Source organism: Nostoc sp. 'Peltigera membranacea cyanobiont' 213, assembly GCF_002245975.1.
Classification (GTDB): domain Bacteria; phylum Cyanobacteriota; class Cyanobacteriia; order Cyanobacteriales; family Nostocaceae; genus Nostoc.
Genome location: NZ_NOLI01000180.1, coordinates 1 through 13473 on the forward strand (window position 1 = coordinate 1; position 13473 = coordinate 13473).

A 13473-nucleotide genomic window follows, 5' to 3' on the forward strand; every position below is an offset into this window, starting at 1 on the left:
CGTGGAGAATTTTCATTCCAGGGTTTACTAAATGCCTTATCTAAGTGCATCTGTTGTACCCAAAAGGCAAATAATACGGCCCCGCGACTATCTGCATTAGCTTGCCGATCCCAGGCTTCTAAGACATTAGCTGCTTGCTGCCCTAAGTCCTGACCGTACTTGCGTGCAGCCGGAATTAAATCATCCAAAATTCGATCGGCCAGTTCCATGCGGGTAGAATACTTGTCTGCAACCATTTTATCGAAAGAGAGTTTTTTATCTTCAGCCAACATCCTTACAGAACGTTGGGAGCGGAAACTCATCAAATGAGGTGCCATGTAAGGTGGGTAATTATCTGCTTTAATGGCGGCTGGAAATGTAGTTGTCCAAGGTGGGTCATTTGTATTTTGCAACCAGCCACTCTTCGGGTCAACTATGCGCGGTAAATCTTGGTAAGGATGAATTTTTGTCCATAAGGTTTTAGATGTATTTCCTGGGATGATGCCTTCCCAATATTTAAAGTCACCAAAAGAGCGCACCGGAACTTGACCGTTGAATAAGTGCATAATATGCCCTTCTCTATCTGCATACATCACCGTAAACATTGGCAATTGCAAACGCTGGAGTGTCTTTTCAAACTGGGCAAGGTTTTTTGCTCGTGCCATATCCCACCACTCCTGGAGTACACCTGGTCGGTCAAGACCTGCAACTCTCAGCGCCACGGCTTTATCATTTTTCTCGACGATTACAGGCCCGTGGACAGAACTTTTCACTACTAATGGTTGCTCTTGCAAGGAGCCATCTTTCTGCTTCACCTTTAAGGAAAGAGTTTTGTTCTGGAAGTTACGAACTTTGTCATCAAAGCGGTATCCATTACCTGCCAGTGTGAGTTCATAAACATCCCAACCATCATAGGTGTTAACGGTGTGAGTCCAACCTAAGTTGTTGTTAAATGCGATCGCTAATACGGGAATACCAACAAGTGTTGCCCCATAAGCATCAATCCCTGGTGCAGTGATTTGAGCTTCATACCACAAAAATAAATCTGACCAAGGTAGATGGGGATTTGCTAACAACATAGCATTCCCACTTGCAGAATGACTTGGTGCGATCGCCCAACCATTAGATCCCGCTTGCAACTTTTCTTTGCTCAGGTCTAATACTTGCTCAGGATTGACTACAAAGGTGAAATTGAGTACCCGATGTAAGTGAGCCATGACATCTTCTGCCTTGACTGGTAGCACCGCCTCAACTTCATCATCAATTAAGTTAGGATTTTGTTTTGCATAAGCATTTATCCCAGTCACAAAAGCATCAAGATAAGTGCGAAAAGTTGGACTCTGTGCCTTGTACCAAGAACGAGCGCGTTCTGGTACTCCCACAGTCTGTACCCAACGATCTGACTCCAGGTATTTCTCTCCCCAATATTCAGCCGCGCGTCCCCGTGCTTGACCATAGAGACGCAAAACCAAATCTCCATGACTTTGCATTTGTGCCCAACCAAAGGCATAAAATGCACTCTGGTCATCTTTTCCGTAGATGTGCGGCACACCATAGCTATCCCATAATATCTCTGTGGATTTTGTTGGTACCGCTATAGTGCGGCTGCCTACAAACAAAACCAGTATCAAACTGAGTATTAAGGGTAAAACGCGTATTGATTTTTTTTTGTAAACCCTGAGTAAAATATCAATCCTCATTAACACCACCATCTACACATGTAACGCCTGGTTACTGAAACAGCTATTCATCGGTCAGGGAAATGGCACGCTTGTAAAGCCCAAAGGCTTGTTTCGCCTCATTCCCAGCCTGGAGGCTAGGAATGAACTCCAAGAGGTTCTACCTCTGGTCAAGAAAGCTACGGTGTACACACATCTCTGTACAGACCCAAAATCGTTGGAGATCCCCCTAAATCCACGCCACTTGCTTCACTTGGGGAGACCCCAAGACCGCAGTGGCTCCCCGATAAATTGGGGGACTTTAAGAGACTTTTGCCCCCCAATTTATCGGGGAGTTGGGGGGATCAAAAGGCTCTGGGGCAACTCTCTAAGACTTGTATGTACACTGTAGGCTCAAGAAAGAGCAGGCGGAGCCTCCAGGCTCTTAACCAGTCAAGGCAAGGGCTGTATTTTAACTTAGTGCCATTCATCAGTGAGGGATTGGGGATTGAGAAGAAATCGGGAAGTGAATTTTTCAATGATTCCCTTTTGTCCTCTATGTCCCCCCAATCGCCAGTACCTAGTTCTTAGTCCCCAGCAACCTTTTCGGTAATAAGGCAAAGCTGCACGCAAGTGACTTTGACAAAGCAGATTTTAGTTGATCTAACAATACCACTTTGTTGACAAATAATATCAAAGCTAAAACGGTATCTTTATTCTTTTTTCAAAAATGGGGAAGTTATTGCTGGGCTTATAGCTTAAAAACGCTGAAATGCTAGCTATATATGGCTTTAATGGCTACTGTTTCATTTTGTGACAAATCCAGGATTAACCTCTCACGATGTGAAACCCCTTCAAAGCAGTTCCTCACTAGTCCATAAATAAGATAATCTCAACAATTGGATAGATGATATTTTGATTAACTATTTTCAATAAGCTTGCTAAATTACTGTAAATAGTTTTCAATAATTTTCTAAGGGTTCGCGCAATTAATTACAGTTTGATGGATCTGAAGAGAAAAATAATGAAGTTAGAGTGGCTTGTTTCCAGTATGTTACTGACGTGTTCGATGGTTACATTAGGCACAAATCCCACTAGAAGCGAAGAAATATCAACAAAGGAATTTCAAAAGCAAACACCAGATAGTACTACCACCAGTTCTTCTCAACAAGGATCTCTATCAAGCAGAGTACAGTCAGTGAAATCGACAGCAGAGATTTGGCAAATCCCTAAGATACAACGTCCGATTCCCAACGCCCAAATACTTGTGCAGACACCAACACCGACAACACCTGCTCAAAAAATTGTCCAAGTTACGGCAGTTAAAGCTAATCCCACTAACAAAGGTGTCGAGGTAATTTTACAAACTTCCCTTGGGGAACAGTTGCAAATCACAAATCGTAGTGCAGTTAATAGCTTTATTGTTGATATTCCTAACGCGCAACTACGTTTACCCAGTGGCGAGGCATTTATATTTCGCTCAGACAAACCAATTGCAGGTATTACTGGGATAACAGTCATTAATTTTGATGCCAATACTATCCGCGTGACAGTGACGGGTGAAGCGGGTGTCCCAACTGTTGAATTGTTTGATAGTCCGAATGAGGGGTTGATTTTTAGTGTTGCGAGTGCGGCTGCTTCTAGCCAACCATCAGCACAACCACAAACGCAACCAAATCAGTCAACAAGTGAGACACAACCAACTCAACCATCAGCATCAAGTGATGAACCGATTGAATTGGTAGTGACGGGTGAGCAAGATGGATATCGTGTAGGAGATTCCTCAACTCCTACCAAGACTGACACTCCTCTGCGCGATATTCCCCAGTCGATTCAAGTTATCCCTCGACAGTTGATTAAAGAACAACGGATAACCCGCATCAGTGATGCATTAAGAAACGTCAGTGGTATCCAAGAACCAGCTGCTACGACCCGTAATGTATTCGATGTACCAATCATCCGAGGCTTTACTCCTAACAGTGATGCTATTTTGAGGAATGGTCTGAGGGAAAGAACAAGTAGCCGTATTCCTTCTGAGACTGCCAACCTAGAGCGGATTGAAGTTCTCAAAGGGCCTGCTTCGGTTCTGTATGGTCAAGGTTCCCTCGGAGGCACTGTCAATTTAGTCACAAAACAGCCCCTAAGTTCGCCTTACTACTCAGTGGAAGCTTCCGTTGGCAGTTTTGATTTTTATCGGAGTACTTTAGACTTATCTGGGCCATTAACTTCCGATAAAACACTGCTATATCGCCTGAACGCTGCTGTGGAAACCTCAGGAAGTTTCGTCGATTTTTTGGAAAGACAGCGTTACTTTGTTTCACCCGTCTTAACGTGGCAAATCGATCGGAATACAAAGATATCATTTGAATCTGAATACTTAGCAACTCAGCAACCAGATGATTCAGGTTTGCCAGCTAGAGGGACTGTGCTTTCTAATCCGAATGGTAAAATTCCCCGGAATCGCAATATTGGAGAACCTTTTGATGTCTCAGAGTCAGGGAATAACCGTAATGTCTTGCGAGTTGGCTATAATTTTGAGCATCGCTTCAACGAAGATTGGCAAGTCCGAAATGCTTTTCAAGCTTCGCTTTCTAACTACCCCAACAACCGGATATATATCCTTCCCACCTCTTTGTCAGATGATGGGCGCTTGTTATCAAGAACTGTGAGAACGTTCCCAGCAGGAGGCTACGATAACACTTATTCTTTGGATAATTACGTTGTTGGCAAGTTTAAGACGGGCAGCATTCAGCACCAAATAGTAGCTGGTTTTGATTTATTCAGGGAGGCTGCTGGGGGTCAACAAATTAATCGTTCCATTGCGCCACTTGATTTGTTCAACCCGGTATATACTCAGACGCTAGGAGGGATTATTGGGGACCCATCTGATGATGAAACGACATCGGACTCGTTAGGCTTTTATCTTCAAGACCAAATCGCACTCTTCAATAATCTCAAGTTACTGCTAGGCGGTCGTTTCGATATTGTTAATCAAACATATAAAGACTTTATAGACTCGTCGAATAATGATTTTCAACAAAACGAAGCCTTCAGTCCTCGCGTTGGGATTGTGTACCAGCCCATCCCAGCAATTTCGCTCTATGCCAGCTATAGCCGCTCATTTCAACAAGTTATTGGTACAACCTTTGATAACAGCTTATTCCAGCCAGAAAAAGGCACTCAATACGAGGTAGGTATCAAGACAGATTTGAGTGATAAAGTCTCGGCAACACTAGCGTTTTACAATCTGACTCGTTCTAACGTGCTGACTGACGATCCAGATCCAGACCATAGTGGCTATTCCATTCAAACAGGCGAGCAAAAAAGTCAAGGAATTGAACTAAATATTGGTGGGGAAGTTTTGCCCGGATTGAGCATTATTGGGGGCTATGCCTACACTGATGCTAGCGTCACGAAAGATACCGACACCGAGCTTGTTGACAATATCCTGAATAATGTACCGAAACACGCCTTTACCTTGTGGACGACCTATAAAATTGCTCAGGGTGACTTGCAGGGTTTGGGGTTTGGTTTAGGACTATACTACGTTGGCGATCGCCAAGGAGACTTGGCAAACACGTTCGAGTTACCCAGCTATTTACGCACTGATGCTGCTGTTTTCTATGAGCGAAATAAATTCCGAGTAGCGCTCAACATTAGAAATCTTTTTGATATTGATTATTATGCATCAGCTCAACGTGACCTCGCCGTTTATCTAGGAGAGCCGCTGACATTACAAGGAACAGTTTCCTGGGAGTTCTGATGAGATCGGGAATAGTGTGGGAGCATTTTCTATGAAGTTACTCAAATCACGTCAGATTGCTTTTCACCTACACCGTTACATCGGTCTAGTTGTAGGACTGCTACTTGTGATTGTAGGCTTAACAGGTAGTCTGCTGGTGTTTGCAGATGAAATCGACCTCTTCCTACTCTCTCACCAGATTGGACAGGTAATTCCCCAAGGGCAACGTGTTTCCATTGAGTCAGAGTTATATACTGTGGAGGCGGCTTATAAAGATCGGCCAGAGTTTCAAGCTATTGTGATTCGCACCCCATTAGCAGCAAATGCCCCACATCAAGTTTTGCTCAGATCCCCTAAAGGAGAAATTACAGAGGTCAATGTTAATCCCTATACGGGTGCGATTATGGGGAGTCGCATCCGCGATCGCACCTTCAGGACTTTGCTCACAAAATTACACGAGGAACTCCTAGTCGGCGAAATCGGAGGGCTAATTCTAGGCATAGTGGGTCTACTTTCACTCCTCCTCAGTATTACAGGGATATTACTGTGGCCTGGTTGGAAAAAGCTGATACCTGGTTTCAAAATCAAGTTGAAGGCACATCCAAAGCGAGTGAATTTTGATATTCATAAAGTCATAGGTATTATCGCAGCTATCTTCCTGGGATTAACAGGTTTTACTGGATTCTGTTGGAATTTCGAGTCTTTCACACAACCCATCATTTATGCACTTACTTTAACTCCCAATCCACCCGATCCCGTTTCTCAACCTTTGCCTAGTCGGACACCGTTGCAGCTTGGACAGATTCTCAAGAAAGCTGATGCGGCTCTACCAGATGGTCTGACTACTTTTATTATCTTACCCACGACCCCAGAGGCAACTTTTAATATAGCCAAGAAATTACCCCATGAAGCAGAATCTTTTGGTCGCAGTCGTTTATGGCTGGATCGGTATACAGGCGATCTGGTACAAATAAAAAATACATTCGAGCTATCTCTTGGCGACCAAATTTTTGACTCCTTTACACCATTGCACTTTGGTACTTTTGGCGGATTACCAACGCGCATTCTCTATGTCTTCGTTGGACTGACACCACTGATTTTGTTCATCACTAGCCTTGTGATGTATCGCTACCGCTATCAAGGCAAACGCATTAAAAGGCTAGAAAAAAGCAGTCAGCAGTAACACTGACTGCCGTAAAGTCAAAGAATTCAGAAGTCAGAATTCAGGAGTGGCACTAAGAAAAGCTCAACGCTATGCCCAATAAGGGATACACTTTTAAAATCTCCTCCCACGGTAATGGGATGAGTCCAGCGATCGCTTATAAGGGATAATGCACAGTTGTCTAAAAATTTTTGGGAGTAGAAAAAGCTTACTCGTCCGTGAAATACTTTTATAAGAACGAGCAAGCAGATCCGATAACTACTACTGTGACATTACGAGTACAAATTCTCAAAGAGAAATTTAGTAAAAGTGTAAGGATTCAGGTGGCAGAGTATTGACAAAGGGGACACTTTATGGGGGCATCACAAATATGAACCAAAACTTGCCTCAAGATTTAGACCGAAAAAGCTTGAACCAGCGATCGCCCATAAGAACTGGTATTGATTTTTTGCACAAGCTCTAATGGCTGGCTCTGGTAATTATCAGTCTTGCCCGTCCTTACTCCCTCAATTTTAGACCTGAATCCTTACATTCATAGATAAAAAACAATAGCTATTATTCGTTACTCAAATACTCGATTATATAAGATTTGTTTAGAGTAATTATCTCAAATTTATTTAGATAATTAATTCCATTTTGACAAAAATAACGGTAAGCTGTTTCTAATCAAAATTAAACAAAGATAAATTTTCATTATCTGCGTAGGTGTAGTGGCACCTAGGCAAATTTCGGCTTACTTCGGCTGCGCTCAAAGTCTCTCAAGACCAGAAGCTCAGTGACTATAGTAAGTAAGTCAGCGGGTTGACAGGGATCGACGCAAGTTGATTCACAACCCTAAATTTTTCATGACAATTATAGAGGTAAGTTGATGGCTCAGTTTCTACTTGAGACTGTTTGGCTAGTTCCTTGCTATGCCTTAATAGGTGGCTTGTTAGCCGTACCTTGGTCGCCGGGGATCATTCGGAAAACGGGGCCAAGACCGGCGGGTTATATAAACTTGGTGATGACATTTTTGGCCTTTGTGCATAGTGCGATCGCCTTACAAGCAACTTGGAATCATCCAGCCCAAGAAGTATTTATTCCTTGGTTATCTACGGCTGGTTTAGACCTCACCATTGCTTTAGAAATATCTTCGGTTAGCGTCGGCGCTTTAGTTGTAATTACTGGTTTGAATTTGCTGGCGCAGATTTATGCCATTGGTTACATGGAGATGGATTGGGGTTGGGGACGTTTCTATTCCTTATTAGGATTATTTGAAGCGGGATTATGCGCCCTGGTTCTGTGCAATAACCTGTTCTTCAGCTATGTAATTTTGGAAGTCCTGACACTGGGAACCTACCTATTAGTTGGCTTATGGTTTAGCCAGCCGTTGGTAGTCTCAGGTGCAAGAGATGCTTTCTTAACCAAACGGGTAGGAGACTTATTCTTGCTGATGGGCGTGTTGGCATTATGGCCCCTCGCCGGAACTTGGAGTTATCCAGAACTAGCTGAGTGGGCGGCGACTGCTAACGTCAACCCGACAACAATGGCATTGGTAGGTTTAGCCTTAATTGCCGGGCCAATGGGTAAATGTGCCCAGTTCCCACTGCATCTGTGGTTGGATGAAGCAATGGAAGGCCCAGTTCCTAGTACAATTTTGCGGAATTCGGTAGTAGTTGCTAGTGGTGCATGGGTGCTGATTAAACTGCAACCTGTGTTAAGCCTTTCGCCCATAGTTTCCTCTGCGATGGTCGCTATTGGGGTATTGACAGCGATTGGTGCTTCTTTAATTGCGATCGCTCAAATCGATCTTAAACGCTGCCAATCCTATTCTGTCAGTGCATACATGGGTTTAGTATTCATCGCCGTGGGAACGCAACAAGACGAAGCGGCGCTGTTGTTAGTACTCACCCATGCTATATCCGCAGCCCTGTTGGTGATGAGTACCGGGGGAATTATTTGGAATAGCATCACTCAAGATGTTACCCAATTGGGCGGATTGTGGACACGTCGCCCAATTTCAGCAATAGCCTTTATCGTCGGCACTTTGGGGTTAATTGGTTTTCCACCACTGGGTAGTTTTTGGGCGTTGGTGAAACTAGCAGATGGGTTGTGGGAAACCCAACCTTGGTTAGTAGGAGTAGTGATAGCTGTAAACGCTTTGACAGCAGTGAGTTTAACCAGAGAATTTGGTTTAATTTTTGGTGGTAAAGCTACACAAATGAGTCAGCGATCGCCTGAAGCACACTGGCCGATGATTTTGCCAATGGTAATTTTACTTGCCTTTAGTCTCCATCTTCCTTTAGTGTTGCAAAGCTTATCACTTTTACCAAATTGGGAAGCTTTAAATAAAGATGTCGTACTACTTTTAATTTGGTCGAGTTTTTTCGGTTGCAGCATCACTGGGGTGATTTATTTAGGCAATATTCCTAAACCGATTCGCCTGCCTTGGAAAGGTTTGCAGGACTTGTTTGCATACGACTTTTATACCCCCAAACTCTATCGGATAACCATTATTTTTGGCGTTGCCAAAATTTCTCAACTTGCCGATATGATTGACCGTTTTGTAATCGATGGCATCGTTAATTTGGTTGGTTTATTTTCGCTATTGGGTGGTGAAAGTTTAAAATACAGTACCTCTGGACAAACCCAGTTCTACGCCTTAACCGTCTTACTAGGAGTAAGCTTTTTAGGAATGTGGGTAGCTTGGCCATTTTGGGGAGTGCAATTTTTAAATTTGGTTTCTCAAATTTCGACAGTTGGGTAGTTAAACACCGTTTTATTACAAGCAGACATTAATATGGTGAGGATAATTCCATGAGCAGACAACATCCACAAATCAATCTTTCCAGAAGAAGTTTATTCAAGTTTGGTGCAGGTGCCATCGGTACAGGGGTATTGACAGTTGGACTTGGCTCAAATTTACTTGCAGCCGAAAAAACCCCACCAGCACCCCCAGCCGAAAATGATATTACTCCCGATAAGGCATTGCAAGAATTATTAGATGGGAATGATAGATTTGTCAAAAGAAAACGTAAAAATCCTGACCAAACCTATTCCCGTTTAGTCGAAGTTGCCAAAGGTCAAAAGCCCTTTGCTTCTATTCTAGGTTGTGCAGATTCACGAGTGCCTTCAGAAATTGTTTTTGACCAAGGGCTTGGAGATTTATTTGTCTGCCGCATAGCTGGAAATATTGCCACAACACAGCAAATTGGTAGCTTAGAATTTGGCAGTTTAGTATTAGGTACTAAAGTCATCATGGTAATGGGACATGAAAGATGTGGTGCGGTAGAAGCTACTATTAAAGGCGCTCAAGTCCCAGGACAAATTGGAAGTTTGCTTGCAGCAATTCAACCAAGTGTAGAAAGTTCCAAAGGAAAATCAGGAGATAAGTTAGAAAATGCCTGTAAAGCAAATGTTTTAGCGCAAGTTGCAAAATTGAAGTCATCGTCAGTTTTATCTGAATTAATCAAGGCAGAAAAGCTGAAAATAGTTGGTGGATATTACGATTTAGATACTGGCATAATCAGTTTAGTAAGTTAGCTTTTTTGTCCTTTGTCATTAGTCATTAGTCATTACTAACGCACAAAGGACAAATAACAAAGGAGAAATAACAAAGGACAAATATAATGTTAAGTGTTTTGATTTGGCTCCCGATTTTAGCCGCCGGTATTATAGCAATATTACCTGTAAGTTTTCCTAATCATCGCATTCGTTTAACAGCATTAATTTTTTCTGGAACAGTTCTTGCCTGGAACTTTTTTATACTGCTAAAATTTGATATCAGCAATCCAGGAATGCAATTTAAAGAGTATTTGCCCTGGAATGAAACTCTTGGTTTGAGCTATCAAATAGGTGTCGATGGGCTTTCTATATTAATGTTGGTGTTAAATAGCCTCCTCACCTGGATTTCGATTTACAGCAGCAGCAAAGAAACTGAACGCCCTCGGCTGTTCTACTCCATGATTTTATTAGTAAGTGGAGGGGTTGCAGGTGCTTTCCTCGCTGAAAACTTGCTGCTATTCTTCCTATTCTACGAACTAGAATTAATCCCCTTCTACTTACTAATTTCTATTTGGGGAGGGTCAAAACGGGGTTATGCTGGGATTAAATTCCTGATTTATACTGCGGTTTCGGGAGCATTAATTCTGGCGACATTCTTGGGTATGGTATGGCTGAGTGGTTCTACCAATTTTGCTTTTGATGCAGTCTCTACAGAAAATCTGTCAACCACAAAACAAATCCTTTTACTAGCAGGTATAGTCTTAGGTTTTGGGATTAAAATTCCCTTAGTTCCCTTCCATACTTGGCTACCCGATGCTTACGTTGAAGCTTCAGCACCAATTGCTATTCTTCTCGGTGGGGTTTTGGCAAAGCTGGGAACTTATGGACTGCTGCGATTTGGATTGGGTATGTTTCCCCATGCTTGGAGTATTATTGCACCGACTTTGGCGATTTGGGGAGCAATTAGCGCTATCTATGGGGCAGTAATTGCGATCGCACAAACAGATATTAAGCGCATGGTAGCATACAGTTCCGTCGGTCACATGGGCTATATCTTGCTAGGGGCTGCCGCCAGTACTCCCTTAGCACTCGTTGGTGCAGTCGCCCAAATGTTTAGTCACGGTATCATCCTGGCAATTCTCTTCCACTTGGTGGGAGTCGTGGAAGCCAAAGTTGGCACTCGCGAGTTAGATAAACTCAATGGTTTAATGAGTCCCATACGCGGTTTACCCCTAATTAGCGCCTTACTAGTTTTAAGTGGGATGGCTAGCGCAGGTATTCCCGGTTTAACAGGATTTATCGCGGAATTTATTGTCTTTCAAGGTAGTTTCTCTGCCTTCCCCATTCCAACAATTTTGTGTATAGTGGCTAGTGGATTAACCGCGGTTTATTTTCTCATCCTCCTCAACCGCACTTGTTTTGGCAGACTCGATAACTTCGCCTACTATCCCAAAGTCCTTTGGTCTGAAAAAATCCCAGCTTTAATTTTGGCAGCTTTTATCATCTTTTTGGGAGTACAACCCACTTGGTTAGTGCGTTGGAGTGAATCCACAACTACAACAATGGTGGCTGCAATTCCCTCCTTAGAAAAAACCGTAATCTCTGAAGTCGCGCTGAAATAGTAAATAGATAAAAACACTTGTAGAGACGGCGATTTATCGCGTCTCAAAATCCATCCCTCACTCAGACGCGATAAATTGCGTCTAAAAACCTATCCGTGCATACGCGATAAATTGCGTTTCAAAACCTATCCCCCAGACGCGATAAATCGCGTCTCTACCAATTTACGATTACCATGACAGCAATTAAAACAGCAATTAAATTACCTCCTTCAACGCACGAATTTGCTGATGTAATTCACCGCTTAGAAGCTGGCGGTGCAATGTTACCCGATACTCCAGAAAATTTGATGCAAATCATCGGTTTATACAAAGCTTATGCTGTACCGATGGATTTTTACTGGCGCGACCTACTTTATATTGCTGAAAACGAATTTTTAAACCCGGTTCCTTTCTTTAAATACTTCTTACCCAAAGAGTATTTAGAACTGCATAATCACTATGCTGGCGATGATGCCGATTTACGAATTTGGCGCGGCGAAGCTACTGCACATCCAGAACTTTTGGCATTTATCGAGAAAGGTGAAACTTTCAAAATGCCAAAGTTGTTGCATCACTTATTCCACGATCGCATTAACATGGAATTTGCGGAAGCTTGTATGCGGGCGATGTTGTGGCACAGAGGCATGGGTGGACAATTTGACCCTTACCTAGATTCAGAAGAATACAAAGCCAACGCCGACCGAGCAATTAAAGCTTACTTCCAAGGCAACCCCGTCATGCTGGGACTTTACAAGCTGTTCCCCGATATGTTTTTGGAACAGTGTCGCCAGATGTCATACTACGCTAATCTGGGCTTATTCTGGGAAGTCATGGCCCCAGTGTTCTTTGAAATGTCCGATCGCTATGACGAAGGTACCATTACCAGCGTTCCAGAGGCAATGAGCTTCTTAGTTAATGGTATATTTGCGATCGCAGGTCGTCCGATTTACCATCACGTTTATATTCGTGGCGAATGCTACGAAATTGTCCCCAAATCTAAGGGTTTCATGTGGCTATATGAAGCTGCATTACCTTATGTCGAAGCGGTTTTCTACCGCACCGCACCCTTCCGAGGCACAAAATCTTATAATGCTCAAGCGCGTCAAGTACCAGAAGACCAAAAAGACTTTCATTATGGTATTCTTTACGCTGATGTATTTCCAGTGGGTACTGCTGGTATTCCTCCCACATTATTAATGCAAGATATGTTGCATTTTTTGCCCCCATATCTTATTGATTACTACAGCCAACATTGCCGGGGTGAAGAAGATATGTTGATTCAGTTGGGAGTTAGTTTTCAACGGTCAATGTACTGTGTTACTTCTGCCGTAATTCAAGCCTTGCGAACTGCACTTTTATATCCTTTAGATGACGAAAATCTTAAGCATTTACAAGCCAATCGAGATTTTTTTGAAATGCAGCTAAATCGCTTTACTCGACCCGACTACAATATTCGTGATTCTGCTCGTTTAGGGAGTATTCAAAAGCAAGATTATAGATAAGACATCTCCCTAACCAACCCTTTTTCAGCCTTGTTTTTACCCATATCCTTTACATCTGGATTAGATGATGGTTTGAAGTATCCGCTCAATAAACCGGGGTAAGGTACACCGTGCGTCGTAGAATATGAGATATGACGCAAAAACCATCATCAGACAAATTAATCGCCGCATTGCTGCAATCAATTGACCCGAAGTAGATTGCAGACTAAGGAGTGCCTCAAACAGTAGAACTATTATTGAATCTGAATAGAGCAACTAAATTCAAAAATCAAAGAATTAGAAGTAGAAAACCAAAAACTCACTATCTTTAGTTACTATAGCGGTTCTCAGTTGAGTGAGGTACAAG

The 13473-nt window shown here is 42.8% G+C and carries 7 protein-coding genes; 6 read left to right on the forward strand and 1 reads right to left on the reverse strand.

Going from position 1 to position 13473, the window contains the following annotated elements; genetic code table 11:
• A partial coding sequence (locus CDG77_RS30430) for an acylase (protein ID WP_094332976.1) occupies positions 1-1679 on the reverse strand: 1679 nt, incomplete at its 3' end.
• Between the two features lie 982 nt (positions 1680-2661).
• Here CDG77_RS30430 and CDG77_RS30435 point away from each other — a divergent pair.
• The 6 genes from CDG77_RS30435 to CDG77_RS30460 all read left to right on the forward strand — a co-directional run bounded on the left by CDG77_RS30435 (position 2662) and on the right by CDG77_RS30460 (position 13127).
• Positions 2662-5400, forward strand: coding sequence for a TonB-dependent siderophore receptor (locus CDG77_RS30435; RefSeq protein WP_094332971.1), 2739 nt, complete (start codon positions 2662-2664; stop codon positions 5398-5400).
• A 31-nt stretch (positions 5401-5431) separates the two neighbouring features.
• Complete coding sequence (locus CDG77_RS30440) at positions 5432-6562, forward strand: PepSY-associated TM helix domain-containing protein (RefSeq protein WP_094332972.1); 1131 nt, start codon at positions 5432-5434, stop codon at positions 6560-6562.
• 847 nt (positions 6563-7409) lie between these two features.
• Positions 7410-9287, forward strand: a complete 1878-nt coding sequence (locus tag CDG77_RS30445; RefSeq protein WP_094332973.1) for an NAD(P)H-quinone oxidoreductase subunit F — start codon at positions 7410-7412, stop codon at positions 9285-9287.
• Between the two features lie 50 nt (positions 9288-9337).
• Complete coding sequence (locus tag CDG77_RS30450; RefSeq protein WP_181154285.1) at positions 9338-10063, forward strand: carbonic anhydrase; 726 nt, start codon at positions 9338-9340, stop codon at positions 10061-10063.
• Between the two features lie 86 nt (positions 10064-10149).
• Complete coding sequence (locus CDG77_RS30455) at positions 10150-11646, forward strand: NADH-quinone oxidoreductase subunit M (RefSeq protein ID WP_094332974.1); 1497 nt, start codon at positions 10150-10152, stop codon at positions 11644-11646.
• A gap of 173 nt (positions 11647-11819) precedes the next feature.
• The gene (locus tag CDG77_RS30460) at positions 11820-13127 is read left to right on the forward strand and encodes a CO2 hydration protein (protein ID WP_094332975.1); all 1308 of its coding nucleotides are present in this window, start codon (positions 11820-11822) and stop codon (positions 13125-13127) included.
• Positions 13128-13473 lie beyond the last annotated feature (346 nt).